Below are 14,486 nucleotides of genomic sequence, written 5' to 3' on the forward strand. Positions count from 1 at the left end.
CTTTTAGGCTGAACCGAATCCTGCTCCCGGGGGTGCGCGTGTCCGAGTTGCGGTTCTGCCTGGCCGACGTGGCAGGAGTGCGGCTCGCCGTGTCGCCGGCCAACGAGACGGTCATGAGCATGTGGGCGCTTGCCGACCCGGTCCGCTACGCGGTGCACCTGCCCTGGATCGACCGGGCCCGGGCGACGCTGCGTCGCCCGGAGGTGGCCACCCGGGTCCGACCGCTCGTGGAGCTGACCCTGCCCCGTCGGTGGTTGCCCGACTTCCTCACCCCGGCGGCCCGGCCGAACGCGCAGCTGGCCGAGCAGCTCGACCAGATCGCCGCGACGCCGCCGGCCGTGGTGGTCCAGGACCTGCTGGCGACCACTCCGCGTGGGCCGCTGGGTCCGTTCGGGCGGGCGCTGCTCACCGACCCCGGTGGGTTGCTGCCGCAGCTCGTCGACGCGGTGCGGGTCTGGCACGACGAGGCGATCGCCCCGGACTGGCCCCGGATGCGCGCGTTGCTCGACGCGGACGTGGCGTACCGGGCCGCGCAGCTCGCCGAGGGCGGCGCCGGCCGGCTGTTCGAGCAGCTCCACCCGAGCCTGCGCTGGCTCGGCGACCGGGTGGTCAGCGACGACCCGTTCGAACGGGACTTCGATCTCCGTGGTCGCGGGTTGGCGCTGAATCCGGGCGTGTTCACCGACCGGCGGGTGCTGTGGAACCTGCTGGAAGACTCGCTGCCGGCCGGCGTGTACCCGGTGAGGGCGGTCGGGACGCTCTGGGAGGCGACCGGGCCACCGCCCGGCGACCCGCTGGCCCGGGTGATCGGCCCCGGCCGGGCCGCGCTGCTGCACCTGCTCGACACGGCGACGACCACCACCGACCTCGCCCGCCTCGCCGCGATGTCCGCCGGAAACGTCTCCCAGCACCTGGCCGCGCTGCACGCCGCGGGCCTGGTCACCAGGTCCCGACAGGGCCGACACGTCCTCTACCGCAACACCGACGCCGCGCGGGTCCTGCTGCGGGCCAGCGGCGGGTGAGTCGGCTGTCGGTCAGCGCAGCAGCAGATCGGCGACCGGGCGGCGGTGCCGCAGGCCAGTCTCCCTGGCGCGCAGATCGGCCGGCAGGGCGAACGGGTCGCCGAGGCGGCCGACGGCGGCGACCACCAGCGGGCGCACGCCCCCGGGCAGGTCGAGTTCGGTGCCGAGGCCGGTCTGGTCGAAGCGGGTCAGTTGCCGCACGTGCAGGCCGAGCGCGGTGGCCTGGAGGGTCAGGTGGGCCATCGCCTGACCGAGGTCGTACGCGGCCCGTTCGGCGTCGCCGCCGGTGTGCGCGCCGACCACCAGGGTCGCGGCGTGTCGAGCCCACCCCTGGTCGCCGGCCGGAAGATTGATCAGGATCCGCTTCCAGGTGTCGTCGTCCCGGTGGCCGAGGGCGAACCGCCAGGGCTGTTCGTTGTCGGTCGACGGCGCCCAGCGTGCCGCCTCCAGCAGCGAGGCTGCCTCGTCCGGGGTCAACTCGGCGCTCGGGTCGAAGGCGCGTGGGCTCCAGCGGAAGGCGAGCAGCGGCGTGAGATCGGCCATGGGTGAAGTGTTCCCGATGGGCGATTCGCCGCCTTGGTCGCATCGGCCAAATGTGGGCAAGACCACCCATAACGGGATGAAGATCAGGGCGTTCCCGCGCTAGGACTGCCCGACGGATCGGGGCTCGGGGGCGCCGCGATGTCGAGCGGGTCGCGGTCGACGACCACCGGCCCCGCCAACTGCACGGTGGCCGGTGCCGCACCCGGCGGTGCGGCAAGTCTCAGCGTCCCGGCCTCGGTCCGTACACCGGTCGGTGTGCCGTCCCGGTCGTAGCAGTAGATGCCCACGTCCAGCGGGGCGTTGAGCGACGCCGAGGTGGAGTCCACCGAGTAGCAGGTGCCGGTGAGGCCCTCGGGTGGGTTGGCGGACGCCACCGCCAGTGGTGAGCGGCGGTCGGTGAGCACGTCCAGCCAGTCGGTGAGCAGGTGCTGGATCCGGGGGTCCGCCCGGCGCGGGATCGCGTCGTCGCGCTCACCGAGGCGTACACAGCTCGCCGGCTCCGGTCGGCCGGCCGAGGGCAGGGCGCACTGGAACAGCCCGTCGCTCGTGGCGGCCATCGAGATGTCGGCGGTGCCACCCAGCGCGCCGCCCGGCACGTCGACCCGCCAACTGCCGTCGTTCGCGCTGGTGAACGCGATGGTGCGGGCCGGCTTGCCCGTCTCGGCGTACACGTACTGCGCCACCAGGTGGCGATCCTGGGCGGCTGCGGCAAGCGTGGCCAGCTCGTCGCGCGCGGCGTCCACCGCGACCGGCCCCGGATCGGCGGGCGGCGGGGTCGGCGGCTGCGCGTCGGTGCAGGCGAGCAGCAGGGCGGGCAGGGCGAACACGAGCGGCCCGAGCACGCGGCCGGCCGAGCGGGTGAGGACGGGCACCGGCCCATTCTGGTGGGTGCGGGCGGTCGGGTGCGACCTGCGCGTACCGGTTCGTGTCGGCGTGTCGGACGTGGCCGTTTCGGCGTACCGCCGGAGCTGGTGGGACCGGCCCGGCCGGCCCCGCGCGGGCCGGATGGTGGGATCACCTGACCCGGGGTCGTTACCCGCCGGATACCCTCAAGGGGTCTGACACGCGCCGCCGGCCCCGGTTCCGGCGGCGTCGGCACGCTCAGGGTCGCTGGGAGGGAGTGCACAGTCGTGGCACTCGTGGTGCAGAAGTACGGCGGGTCCTCCGTCGCCAACGCCGAGCGGATCAAGCGGGTGGCCGAGCGCATCGTCGACGCCCGCAAGGCCGGCGACGACGTGGTGGTGGTGGTCTCCGCGATGGGGGACACCACCGACGAGCTGCTGGACCTGGCCAACCAGGTCAGCCCGCTGCCGCCGGGCCGCGAGCTGGACATGCTGCTCACCGCCGGGGAGCGGATCTCCATGGCGTTGCTCGCCATGGCCATCCACAACCTGGGGTACGAAGCCCGCTCGTTCACCGGCTCGCAGGCCGGCGTGATCACCACCTCGGTGCACGGCCGCGCCCGGATCATCGACGTCACCCCCGGGCGGCTCAAGGGCGCGCTCGACGAGGGGTCGGTAGTCATCGTGGCCGGCTTCCAGGGTGTCTCGCAGGACACCAAGGACGTCACCACGCTGGGCCGGGGCGGCTCGGACACCACCGCCGTGGCGCTCGCCGCGGCCCTGCACGCCGACGTGTGCGAGATCTACACCGACGTGGACGGCATCTTCACCGCCGACCCACGGATCGTGCCCAACGCCCGACACATCCGGCAGATCACCTACGAGGAGACGCTGGAGCTGGCCGCGTGCGGCGCGAAGGTGCTGCACCTGCGTAGCGTGGAGTATGCCCGGCGGGCGGGGTTGCCGATCCACGTCCGTTCGTCATACTCGACCAACACCGGCACGATGGTCACCGGATCGATGGAGGACCCTTCCGTGGAGCAGGCACTGATCACCGGGGTCGCACACGACCGCAGCGAGGCCAAGATCACGATCGTCGGGGTGCCCGACGAGCCGGGTGCCGCCGCGCGGATCTTCGACACCGTCGCCGGTGCCGAGATCAACATCGACATGATCGTGCAGAACGTCTCCACCGAGGGCACCGGCCGGACGGACATCTCGTTCACCCTGCCCAAGGCCGACGGTCCGACCGCGATGGCCGCGCTCAGCAAGATCCAGGAGCCGGTCAAGTTCAAGGGCCTGCTCTACGACGACCACGTCGGCAAGGTCTCCCTGATCGGCGCCGGCATGCGCTCGCACCCCGGTGTGGCCGCCGGCTTCTTCGCCGCGCTCGGTGCCGCCGGGGTCAACATCGAGATGATCTCCACCTCCGAGATCCGGGTCTCCGTGGTCTGCCGGGACACCGACCTCGACGCCGCCGTCCGCGCCATCCACGACGCGTTCGAGCTGGGCGGCGATACCGAAGCCGTGGTCTACGCGGGGACAGGTAGGTAGCGCCGATGTCGGCGCTGCCCACCCTCGCCGTGGTCGGAGCGACAGGTGCCGTCGGTACCGTCATGTGCGAGCTGCTCTCCGGGCGCCGCAACGTCTGGGGTGAGATCCGGCTCCTCGCCTCCGAACGCTCGGTCGGAAAGCGGGTGCGCTGCCGAGGTGAGGACGTCGTCGTCCAGGCGCTGACCCCGGAGGCGTTCGACGGGGTCCACGTGGCGATGTTCGACGTGCCCGACGAGGTCTCCGCCGAGTGGGCGCCGATCGCCGTCGCCCGCGGCGCGATCGCCGTCGACAACTCCGGCGCGTTCCGGATGGACCGGGCCGTCCCGCTCGTCGTTCCGGAGATCAACCCCGAGCAGGTCCGCGAGCGGCCCCGGGGCATCATCGCGAACGCCAACTGCACCACCCTCGCGATGATCGTCGCCGTGGCGCCCCTGCACCGCGAGTACGGCCTGCGGGAGCTGGTGCTCGCCTCCTACCAGGCGGTCTCCGGTGCCGGCCAGGCCGGCGTGGACATCCTGCACGACCAGCTCACCAAGGTTGCCGGGGACCGCGCGCTCGGATCGCGCACCGGCGACGTCCGCCAGGCGGTCGGCGACGACCTCGGCCCGTTCCCGGCTCCACTGGCGCTCAACGTGGTGCCCTGGGCCGGCTCAGCAGCCGACGACGGCTGGTCGTCGGAGGAGATGAAGATTCGCAACGAGTCGCGGAAGATCCTCGGTCTGCCCGACCTCAAGGTGTCCGCCACCTGCGTCCGGGTGCCGGTGGTCACCGCCCACTCGGTGGCCGTGCACGCCGTCTTCGGCACCGAGGTCGACGCCGAGGGCGCCCGCGAGGCACTGCGCAACGCGCCAGGGGTGATCCTGGTCGACGACCCCGCCGCCGGGGAGTTCCCGATGCCGATCGACGCGGTCGGCACCGACCCGTCCTGGGTCGGCCGGATCCGCCGCGCGCTGGACGACCCCCGCGCCCTCGACTTCTTCGTCACCGGCGACAACCTCCGCAAGGGCGCAGCCCTCAACACAGCCCAAATAGCAGAACTCCTAGCCAAAGAGCTAAGAACCCCCTAACCCCGCCCCGCCCTGCCCGCCCGCGCCCGCGCCCCGCCATCGCGGTCCGCGCCCCGCCTCGCGCCTCGCGTCCCGCCATCGCGGTCGATCATGGAGTTGTGGTGGGTGAATTATCCAGCTCTAAGCCTTTTGCGGGGCACCACAACTCCTTGATCGACGCCGGCGGGGGTCGGGGGCGGGGGGGTGTGGGGTGGGTCAGGCTGCGGAGAGGAGGACTCCGTCTCGGCCCTGGCGTTTTACCGCGTACAGGGCCTGGTCGGCTCTCTTCAGAGTGCGGTCGGGCGTTTCGCCGGGGTGGGGTAGTGCGACGCCCACGCTGATCGTGCGGCCGATGCGTCGGGCCGCCTCGGTCAGCCGTTCGGCGATCCGGACCGCCTCCTCGGGGCGGCTCACCTCGATCACCGCGACGAACTCGTCACCGCCGATCCGGTACAGCTCGTCGCCGTGCCGGAGCGCCTCCTCCAGCGCGCGGGCCAACCCGACAAGCACCCGGTCGCCGGCCTGGTGCCCGTACGTGTCGTTGACGATCTTGAAGCCGTCCACGTCGATCGCCAGCAGCGCCGTACGCCCCGGCGTCGCCGCCGCGATCCGCTGCCCGAACGGGCCGGTGTGCCGCAACCCGGTCAGCGGGTCGGAGCTGGCCTGCTCCCGTAGTCGGGCCAGCGTGCGGAGCCGGTCGAGGTTGGTCCAGGCCTGCCCGGCGAGCAGTTCCATCAGGCTGACCGTGGTCGGGTCCGGGCGCAGGGCGCGTTCGTCGGCGACCAGCAGCACCCCGCCGGCCTCCGGCGGCCCGACCGGTACGGCGACAAGCGTCTGCACCCCCGCCCGGGTCAGCGGCCGGTAGTCCTCGGTCGGCGGATGCCCCGCCTCGCCCAGCGTGTATCCGGCGCCGTACCGGTGTGCCCGGTCGACCATCCGGTCCAGGGCGGCCGGACCGGCCTCGGTCAGCTCGGCGCGGATCCGGGTCTCCAGGTCGTTCGGCGTCACCGGGGATGGGCTGAGCTGGTCGGCGAGCAGGAACACCGCGGTGGAGAGGGTGGAGACCTCCCGGGCGGCGCGGGCCGCCGCGCCCATCAGCTCGGCCTCGGTGAGCGCGGTGGCGAGTGCGGCGGTGTGCCGGAGCAGCTTCTCGCTGCGGCTCTCCTCGGGTGGGCCGCCGAGTGCGGCGATCCGCGCGCCGAGCCGGTCGGCCAGCCGCTGCGTCGTCTCGCGCCACAGCTCCAGGTCGGCTGGCTCACTCCACTGCAGGTCGAGCACGCCGATCGCCCGGCCCGCCGGGTCCAGCACCGGTACGCACAGCTCGGCGGTCACGTCCGGGCGTACCGGAAGGTAGTCCGGGTCGACTGTCACGTCCGCAACGACGGCGGGGCTGCCGGTGGCGTACACCCGCCCGACGATGCCGCTTCGTGCCGGCACGGTCGCGAAGACCTGCCACGCCCCGGTCGCCGCGACGCAGCGCAGGCGGTCGTGGACCGCGAGCAGCACGGAGATGGTCGCGGGGGTGTGACGGGACAGCGCGGTGACCGTCCACCGACAGGCTTCCGCCACGCTCGACGCCATCGGGAGGTGGACGGTGACGTCACGGATGACTCGCTGATGATCCACTCGCACGTCGTTCCAGGTAGGGGAGGGGCCCGGCCGGCGCCGAGCCGCGCGATCAAGCGTACTCACGGCGGCGGGGACGGCCGGGCTTCGTACACACGTGCTATCCACAGGCTGTGGACACAGCCTGTGGGCGGTGTCATCGGGCGTGGCAGTTGACGATTCCGCTTGCGCCTGCCAATAATAGTTGGCATGAGCCAAGGTGAGCTATGGGTGAGCTGAGCGGTGATCGGCTGGTCGAGGTCCTCGCCGCGCTGGCCAGCCCGCACCGACTGCGGGTGCTCGCCGCACTGACCGGCGGACGTGTCTACGTCTCACAGCTCGCCCGCGATCTGGGCATCAGCCGCGCACTGCTGCAGGTGCACCTGAAGAAGCTGGAGAAGGCCGGGCTGGTCACCGCGCACCTGGAGTTGTCCGAAGACGGCAAGGCACTCAAGTACTACGAGACGACGCCGTTCTCGTTGCACCTCACGCCCAACGTGGTGGCGGCCGCCGCCACGACCCTGAGCACCGCCGGAGACGGCGATGCCGTACCGAATGGACACAGTTAGATGGACGTCACCGCCTCGGTCTTCCTCGTCGTCGTCGCCGCCCTGATCATCTCGGGTGTCTGGTATGCGGGCGTCCGCACACGAACCGCGCTGGCGGGCGAGCTCCAGCGGCAGTACGCCGAGCAGGCCGCCGAGACGCAGCGCCTGCTCGCCGACGTGAGCGCGCAGTTGACCGACCTGAACCGGCGCACCGCGGACATGCAACGCATCCTCAAGGACGCCGAATGACCACCCTCAGCCTCAGCCCGCCGGTCACGCTGCTCAACGTCCCCAACGCCATCACCGCCGTACGCACGGCCGGTGCCGTCGGGCTCGCCGTGGCGGCGCTGAGTCACCGCAGCGCGCACCTGCTGATCGCCGCCTACCTGGTCTACTGGATCGGCGACATCCTCGACGGTGTCGCCGCGCGGGCGCTGGGCCAGGAGACGCGTACCGGAGCGGTCTTCGACATCGTCGCGGACCGTGCCTGCACGTCGGCCTGTGCCGCCGCGCTGATCGTGCTGCGGCCGGCCACGGCCCTGCCGATCGCGGTGTTCCTGGTCCAGTTCATGGTCATCGACCAGTTGCTGAGCCTGATGTTCCTGCGGTGGCCACTGCTCAGCCCGAACTACTTCGCCAGCGTCGACCACCGCATCTACCTGTGGAACTGGTCTCCCCCGGCGAAGGCGCTGAACACCGCCGCGGTGGTGCTGCTGGCGATCTTCGCGCCGATGGCCGTGGCCGTCACGTTCGCCCTCGCGGTCGCCGCGGTGAAGGTCGTCTCGTTGATCTGCGCCGCCAGGCTCCCGGCGGGCCTTCCACCCACCCGGCCATGATCGCCGTCCTGATGGCTGCGGCCGTCGGGCTGCTGTCGGCCTTCCTGCCGTTCACCCCGGCCGAGCCGTACCTGATCGCGGCCGTGACGACGACAAGCACGCCGCCCGTGGCGCTCGGCGTGGCCGCCGCTGCCGGTCAGACCGTCGGCAAGGTCCTGATCTTCCTCGGTGCGCGCGGCGCGATCCGTTCGACGTGGCTGCGACAGCGGCTCAGCGGACGTCCGACCACCGCGCCGCGGCAACCGGGCCGACTGGGCACGATGTTGGCGCGTCCGAAGGCGGCCGGAGCGCGACTCGTCGAGGTGCTGGAACGCCCCCGCCAGTCCAACGGCATGCTCCTGGTCAGCGCCGTCACCGGCCTTCCACCGCTGCTGGCCGCCAGCGTCTACCTGGGACGCACACCCATGCGCCCGGCCGCCTTCGCCCTGACGTGCCTGCTGGGCCGGGCGATCCGCTTCGTCACGATCGCGCTGGCCCCGCAGCTCGCCGGCTACTGAAACGGTGCCAGGGCCGATCTGGTCACCCCCGCAACTGCGCGCCCCGGCGATAGCGTGAAGCCCTCGACACCGAGGAGGCGAGCCGCCCATGCTCATCGCTCAGCTCAGTGATCCCCATTTGACCACCGGTCTGCTCGCCGCCGCGCCGGCCGCCGGGCTGCACCGTGCGCTCGGCCGGGTGCTGGCGTTGCGGCCCCGCCCCGACTGCGTGGTGATCACCGGTGACCTGGTCGATCACGGCCGGCCGGACGAGTACGAGGCGCTGCGCGAGCTGATCGGCCGGTTCCCGCTGCCGGTCTACCTGGCCCCCGGCAACCACGACGACCGTGAGGCACTGCTCGACGCCTTCGGGGGCACACCGTGGCTCGGCGGCGGCTTCTCCGCCTATTACCACGTCGACCACGAGGCGGCGACTGTCGTGGTGCTCGACTCGCTCGTCGCCGGCAGCGACGGCGGCCAACTCGGCGAGGAACAGCTCGGCTGGCTCGACGGGGTGCTGGCCGGGCGACCCGAGGTGCCCGCCGTGCTCTGCCTGCACCACCCGCCCGTCGCGGTCGGCATCCCCGTGGCCGACACCATCCGCCTCGCCGACGGTGACGCGCTCGCCGAGGTGATCAGGCGACACCCGCACGTCGTCCGGGTAGCCGCCGGCCACCTGCACCGCCCGGTCACCACCGGGTACGCGGGCACGGTGCTCACCGTGGCACCCAGCACGTGGAGGCAGGCCACGCTCACCATGAGCGCCGACGACCAGATCGGTTGGGTCGAGGAGCCAACCGCCTTCCTGCTGCACCTGGTCGAGGCGGGTGGCTGCGTGACACACACCGTGCAGGTGAGCCACTCGGCCGGTCAGACCTGCACGTCCTGAGGACGCCGTCGTGGTGCTCTGGTACGTCGCGTACGGCTCGAACATGCACGCCGCCCGCCTGGCGTGGTACATCGGTGGCGGCTGCCCGCCCGGTGGGAGGCGGACGTACCCGGGCTGCCGCGACCGGCGCCCACCGAGCCGGTCGGTCCCGGTGTCGCTGCCCGGCGGGATCTACTTCGCCGGCGAGTCCCGCGCCTGGACCGGAGGCATGGCCTTCTACGATCCGCACCTGCCAGGCCAGGCCGCGGCCCGCGCCTACCTGGTCACCAGGGAGCAGTTCGCCGACATCGCCGCCCAGGAGATGTACCGCCCGGCGGGTGCCGCCGACCTGGTCCCGGACCTGATCCCCGCGACCGACGCCGCGATCGAGGTGGCCGTCGCCAGCGGGCGGGCGACACTCGGCCCCGGGCGGTACGAGACGTTGGTCTGCCCCGGCAGCCACGGCGGCGTCCCCCTGCTCACCTTCACCGCGCCCGAGGGGGCGTCGGCCGTGCGGTGCCGGCCACCCGCGCCCAGCTACCTCGGCATGATCGCCCGCGGTCTGCGTGAGGCACACGGCTGGCCAGCCGAGCGGATCACCAGCTATCTGGCCGCCCGACCCGGTGTGGCCGATGCTTGGCCGCCCGACGCCGTCGCCGCCCTGGTCACCGAGGCGTTGGCCGCCGGCTGACCCGTTGGCCGCGGGCTGACCCGTTGGGTCGGTTGGCCCGTTGGGTCGGTGGCCGTCAACCGAGCAGGAACTCGCGCAGCGCGGGAGCCAGCGTTGCCGGCGGCACGTCGTGGTAGCCACCGTCGAGGCTGATGGACCGGCCGCCCGGAACCGCCTCGGCCGCGGCCCCACTCGCGTCCCGCAGCCACTGTGGACTGCCGGTGCTGTGCACGGTGAGCGTCGGCACGGTGATGGCCGCCAGCCGGTCGGCCGGCAGTCGCCCCCCGGCGGTGACGATCGAGTCGTACACCAGGGTGTGCGCGATTGCGGTAAGCCCGCCCCACATCTGTTGCGACCGCATCCTGGTGATCTCCTCCGCCGGCAGCCCCACCGAGTCGCTGAGGAAGAGCTGCACCGCGCCGTCCCTGTCGTCGGCGGCGATCAGCTCGATGAGGCGCGCGGTGAGATCCCTCCAGACGCCCACGTGCGGACCGACCTGGAACGGTGGCTCGAACAGGGCCAACCTGGTCACCGGAAGGCCCTGCGCGGTGGCGAGGGCGGACAGCACCGCGCCGGAGGAGATCCCGTAGACGGCGGCGGAGCCACCGGCCGCCGCGATCAGGGCCGCCAGGTCGTCGATCTCGCGACCGATCTCGTAGGGCGCGGTGTCGCCGCTGAAGCCCCGCCCTCGGCGGTCATAGCCGAAAGCGGTGAAATCCGGTGCCAACGCCGCGGCCAGCTCGCGAGTCGCACCACGATCACTGAACGCGCCGCCGACCAGGACGATCGCGGGCCCGGTGCCGGACCGTTCGAACGCGATGGGCGTGCCGTCCGCCGATCGCACCTGCTCCACCGTCGGTGTCGTCTCGCTCACGATGCTGCCTCCGTCCGCGCTCACCATCCCGTCCTTTCTAGACCCTGGGTACGACGATGTCTGCCAGACCGCGGTAACCGCCTGTCGCAGGCGTACCCGCAGCTCCGGGTCGACCCGGCGGCGTCCGGATGAGAGGCTGTCGGGGCAGGCGGCCATCCCCTAACCGCCGCCAACCGCGACCCTTACGACGGTGTCGCGCGGCGGCCCGGTCGACCCAGCGGCCGGGCCCCGCGGGCACCGATTCTCACAAGGAGATCCATGTACATAACCGGGATGCGACGGGCCGCTGTTGGCCTGACCGCGCTCGCGGTGGCCGCGTTCGGTGCGGTCGCCACCAGCCCTGAGCAGGCCGACGCACGACCGAAGCCAGTCGACGTCACCCTGCTGGCCCTCAACGACTTCCACGGCAACCTCGAACCGCCGACCGGGTCCAGTGGCACCATCGCCGGGCAGACCGCGGGCGGCGTCGAATACCTGGCGACCCACCTGGCCGAGCTGCGCGCCGCCGCCAAGAAGAAGAACACCATCACCGTCGCCGCCGGCGACCTGATCGGCGCGTCCCCGCTGCTCTCCGCCGCGTTCCACGACGAGCCGACAATCGAGGCGCTGAGCATGGCCGGGCTGGACTACGCCAGCGTCGGCAACCACGAGTTCGACGAGGGCGCCGCCGAGCTGCTGCGAATCCAGAACGGCGGCTGCCACCCGGTGGACGGCTGCGCCGACGGCACCCCCTACCGGGGCGCCGGCTTCAAGTACCTGTCCGCGAACGCATTCAAGACCGCCACCGGCAAGCCGCTGCTGGCACCGTACGCGATCCACAGGGTGCAGGGCGTCAAGGTCGGCTTCATCGGGATGACCCTGGAGGGCACTCCGCAGATCGTGAGCCAGCAGGGCGTCGCCGGCCTCACCTTCGCCGACGAGGCGGACACCGCCAACCGGTACGCTCGTGAGCTGCGCCGCAAGGGCGTACAGGCGATCGTCGTGCTGCTGCACGAGGGCGGCACCCAGGCGGCGACCGGTGGCATCAACGACTGCGTCGGCATGACCGGGCCCATCGTGGACATCGCCAACCGGATGGACCCGTCGATCGACGTGGTGGTCAGCGGGCACACCCACCAGGCGTACAACTGCGACATCAACGGCAAGCTGGTCACCAGCGCCAGCTCGTTCGGTCGCCTGGTCACCGACATCGACCTCAAGATCGACCGCCGGTCCGGTGACGTCGTCTCCGCCGCCGCGAACAACGTCGTGGTCACCCGCGACGTGGCCAAGGACCCGAAGCAGACCGCACTGATCAACCACTACAAGACGGTGCTCGGCCCGGTCGCCGGCCGCCAGGTCGGCGTGACCAGCCAGGCGATCACCCGGAGCCAGGAAACCCTCTTCGGTACGAGTCTGGGCGAATCCCCACTGGGCAACCTGATCGCCGACGCCCAACTCGCCGCCACCGACGACGAAGAGGGCGCGGTCGCCGCCTTCATGAACCCCGGCGGGGTCCGGGCCGACCTCGACGCCGGCCCGGTCACCTACGAGGAGGCGTTCACGGTGCAGCCGTTCACCAACAACCTGGTGACACTGGACCTGACCGGCGCACAGCTCTACTGCGTCCTGGAACAGCAGTTCGTCACCAACCGCACGCTGTACCCGTCGTCGACCGTGGGCTATGTGGTCGACCCGAACGGCACCACCGGCACGGTGGCCGACCCGTGCGCCGGCACCCGTGTGGTCCGGGGCAGCCTCACCCTCGGCGGGACCGCCGTCGACACCGCCGCCACCTACCGGGTGACGGTGAACAACTTCCTGGCCGGCGGAGGCGACGGCTTCAGCGCCCTCACCGGCGGGACCAACCAGGTCACCGGCCAGATCGACCTGGACGCGTTCGTGGCGTACCTGACCGCCCAGTCGCCGGTCGCCGCACCGACGCTGGACCGCATCCGCACCACCGCCGAGGTTCCCGCCGCCTGACGGCCGACCCCGCGATCATCGGGCCCCGGAGCACCCGCTCCGGGGCCCGACCCGTTCTCGACGTTGTCTGCGGTGCCCGCGTTCGTGCGGTGCCCGTGCTCGTGTGGTGCCCGTGCTCGTGCGGTGCCCGTGCTCGTGCGGTGCCCGTGCCCGTGCTCGTGCGGTGCTCGTGCCCGCGCCCGCACCGCGCCCGCCGGGGCGCCGGGGCGCCGAGACGCGGGGGTGTTCGAGGTCAGACTGGGGTGGGGGCGGGGGCGGGGGATGCCGGGGCGGTGGTCGCGAGGCCGTCCTGTTCGGCGCTGAGGAGCCGGCGCAGGGAGAGCGCGACCAGCGAGGCGACCAGGCAACCGCCGACCACCGTCGCCACCCAGACTCTGCCGTCGGCGGCGCCGATGAGTGGGCCGGCTGTCACCGGGCCGATCACGCCGCTGATTCCGAAGATCATCGAGCTCATCGCGTTGTACCGACCGCGTAGCTCGTCCGTGGCCAGCGCGTTGGTCAGCGCGGGCATCACCGGCGACAGCATCGTCTCGCCGAAGCCGAAGATCGCCGAGCAGGCCACCACGCACACGGCGGCGAGCAGGGCACTTTCGCGGGTGACCAGGCCGGCCGCGCCGAGGACCAGCCAGGCGGCGGCGAACACCGCCCCCACCACGGCGAGCGCCCGGGTGCGGCTGCGCCCCTCGATCCGGCGGATCACCAGCAGTTGCGCGAGCACGATCATCAGGGTGTTGGCCGCGAGCGCCCAGGCCACGACCCGGGGGTTCACCTCGACCACTCGCACCGCGTACGCGGCGAAGCCCACCTCGACCTGCGCGTAGCCGCAGGTGGTGAGGACCAATCCGAAGATCACCAGCCGTCGGAACGGGCGGTCGCGGAGCACGGTCAGGTAGCCGCCGGGTGATGGTTCGTCGACGCCGCGACGGCTGCCGAGTCGGTGACCCACGCCGGGCAGGGTGAGCAGGATCAGCGCCGGCAGTAGGTAGGTCACCGCGTCCAGTAGGTAGATCGCCTGGAAGGTGCCCGGCCGGGCGGTGTCGACGATCGCGCCGGAGGTCATGCCACCGATGCCGATACCGAGATTGAGCAGGGCGAAGTTCAGCCCGAAGACGCGTTGCCGCTCGCCGTCGTCGGTCAACGACGCGAGGATCGTGTTCTGCCCGGACCAGATCGCCGAGCTGCCGATGGCGATCACCGTCATCACCAGCAGGGCCGAACCGGTCGAGTGGACCAGTGCGAGCGAGCCGGTGCCGACCGCCTCGATCAGCAGGCAGGGCACCACCACCCGGCGGGCGCCGATCCGGTCGATGAGCGTCCCGCCCAGCGGCGACAACGCCAGGGTGACCACGCCGTACCAGCCGATCACCAGCCCGGCGCGGGCGTCGGTGAGCCCACGTACGTCGGTCAGGTAGATGAACAGGAACGGCAGGGTCAGACCGCGCCCGATCGCCGACAGCAGGGTGCCGAGCAGGATCCGGCGGGCTTCCGTTCGGCGGGGCAGGGCACGACGCAGCATGTCCGGCATTCTGTTCGCCAGGTGTGACAGCACGCGAACCGTTTTGGCCGCGCCCAGCCGTCGCCGGAGGCGTCAGGTGACCAATCCCACGATGATCCATTCGGTTTGGTGGCGTCCGTCG

The 14,486-nt window shown here is 72.0% G+C and carries 15 protein-coding genes; 10 read left to right on the forward strand and 5 right to left on the reverse strand.

Going from position 1 to position 14,486, the window contains the following annotated elements; genetic code table 11:
- Nucleotides 1-38 precede the first annotated feature (38 nt).
- On the forward strand, nucleotides 39-1,022 hold the full coding sequence (locus AB0B57_RS26785) for an ArsR family transcriptional regulator (RefSeq protein WP_357075394.1): 984 nt from the start codon (nucleotides 39-41) through the stop codon (nucleotides 1,020-1,022).
- A gap of 12 nt (nucleotides 1,023-1,034) precedes the next feature.
- On the opposite strand, the gene AB0B57_RS26790 is transcribed toward AB0B57_RS26785, so the two are convergent.
- Entirely contained in the window at nucleotides 1,035-1,565 is a 531-nt protein-coding gene (locus AB0B57_RS26790; RefSeq protein ID WP_357075397.1) for a nitroreductase family protein, read from the reverse strand.
- Nucleotides 1,566-1,648: 83 nt separating this feature from the next.
- A complete protein-coding gene (locus AB0B57_RS26795; protein WP_357075400.1) occupies nucleotides 1,649-2,437 on the reverse strand; it encodes a hypothetical protein in 789 nt (262 codons plus the stop codon).
- A 258-nt stretch (nucleotides 2,438-2,695) separates the two neighbouring features.
- On the opposite strand from AB0B57_RS26795, the gene AB0B57_RS26800 reads away from it, so the two are divergent.
- Nucleotides 2,696-3,961 (forward strand): aspartate kinase, encoded by a 1,266-nt coding sequence (locus AB0B57_RS26800; RefSeq protein ID WP_357075403.1) that lies wholly within the window; start codon nucleotides 2,696-2,698, stop codon nucleotides 3,959-3,961.
- 5 nt (nucleotides 3,962-3,966) lie between these two features.
- Nucleotides 3,967-5,028 (forward strand): aspartate-semialdehyde dehydrogenase, encoded by a 1,062-nt coding sequence (locus AB0B57_RS26805; protein WP_357075406.1) that lies wholly within the window; start codon nucleotides 3,967-3,969, stop codon nucleotides 5,026-5,028.
- A gap of 195 nt (nucleotides 5,029-5,223) precedes the next feature.
- Here AB0B57_RS26805 and AB0B57_RS26810 read toward each other — a convergent pair whose 3' ends face one another.
- On the reverse strand, nucleotides 5,224-6,633 hold the full coding sequence (locus AB0B57_RS26810) for a sensor domain-containing diguanylate cyclase (RefSeq protein WP_357075410.1): 1,410 nt from the start codon (nucleotides 6,631-6,633) through the stop codon (nucleotides 5,224-5,226).
- Between the two features lie 206 nt (nucleotides 6,634-6,839).
- Here AB0B57_RS26810 and AB0B57_RS26815 point away from each other — a divergent pair, with 206 nt between their 5' ends.
- The 6 genes from AB0B57_RS26815 to AB0B57_RS26840 all read left to right on the forward strand — a co-directional run bounded on the left by AB0B57_RS26815 (nucleotide 6,840) and on the right by AB0B57_RS26840 (nucleotide 10,031).
- The gene (locus AB0B57_RS26815; RefSeq protein WP_357075413.1) at nucleotides 6,840-7,181 is read left to right on the forward strand and encodes a helix-turn-helix domain-containing protein; all 342 of its coding nucleotides are present in this window, start codon (nucleotides 6,840-6,842) and stop codon (nucleotides 7,179-7,181) included.
- The gene (locus AB0B57_RS26820) at nucleotides 7,182-7,409 is read left to right on the forward strand and encodes a hypothetical protein (RefSeq protein ID WP_357075416.1); all 228 of its coding nucleotides are present in this window, start codon (nucleotides 7,182-7,184) and stop codon (nucleotides 7,407-7,409) included.
- Nucleotides 7,406-7,996 (forward strand): CDP-alcohol phosphatidyltransferase family protein, encoded by a 591-nt coding sequence (locus AB0B57_RS26825; RefSeq protein ID WP_357075419.1) that lies wholly within the window; start codon nucleotides 7,406-7,408, stop codon nucleotides 7,994-7,996. The genes AB0B57_RS26820 and AB0B57_RS26825 overlap by 4 nt, the downstream gene beginning before the upstream one ends.
- Nucleotides 7,993-8,493: a hypothetical protein gene (locus AB0B57_RS26830; protein WP_357075422.1), complete on the forward strand. Its 501-nt coding sequence runs from the start codon at nucleotides 7,993-7,995 to the stop codon at nucleotides 8,491-8,493. Before AB0B57_RS26825 ends, AB0B57_RS26830 begins: the two co-directional genes overlap by 4 nt.
- An 88-nt stretch (nucleotides 8,494-8,581) precedes the next feature.
- Complete coding sequence (locus AB0B57_RS26835) at nucleotides 8,582-9,361, forward strand: phosphodiesterase (RefSeq protein ID WP_357075425.1); 780 nt, start codon at nucleotides 8,582-8,584, stop codon at nucleotides 9,359-9,361.
- A 10-nt stretch (nucleotides 9,362-9,371) separates the two neighbouring features.
- Nucleotides 9,372-10,031, forward strand: a complete 660-nt coding sequence (locus AB0B57_RS26840) for a histone deacetylase (RefSeq protein ID WP_357075428.1) — start codon at nucleotides 9,372-9,374, stop codon at nucleotides 10,029-10,031.
- 55 nt (nucleotides 10,032-10,086) lie between these two features.
- Here AB0B57_RS26840 and AB0B57_RS26845 read toward each other — a convergent pair whose 3' ends face one another.
- Nucleotides 10,087-10,884, reverse strand: coding sequence for an alpha/beta fold hydrolase (locus AB0B57_RS26845; RefSeq protein WP_357075431.1), 798 nt, complete (start codon nucleotides 10,882-10,884; stop codon nucleotides 10,087-10,089).
- A gap of 258 nt (nucleotides 10,885-11,142) precedes the next feature.
- Between AB0B57_RS26845 and AB0B57_RS26850 the strand changes: the two genes are divergently transcribed.
- Nucleotides 11,143-12,849, forward strand: a complete 1,707-nt coding sequence (locus AB0B57_RS26850) for a bifunctional metallophosphatase/5'-nucleotidase (protein ID WP_357075434.1) — start codon at nucleotides 11,143-11,145, stop codon at nucleotides 12,847-12,849.
- 232 nt (nucleotides 12,850-13,081) lie between these two features.
- Here the strand turns inward: AB0B57_RS26850 and AB0B57_RS26855 are convergent, their stop codons facing one another.
- Complete coding sequence (locus AB0B57_RS26855; protein WP_357075437.1) at nucleotides 13,082-14,365, reverse strand: MFS transporter; 1,284 nt, start codon at nucleotides 14,363-14,365, stop codon at nucleotides 13,082-13,084.
- Nucleotides 14,366-14,486: the final 121 nt, after the last annotated feature.

The organism is Micromonospora sp. NPDC049101 (assembly GCF_040648675.1).
GTDB lineage: Bacteria > Actinomycetota > Actinomycetes > Mycobacteriales > Micromonosporaceae > Micromonospora.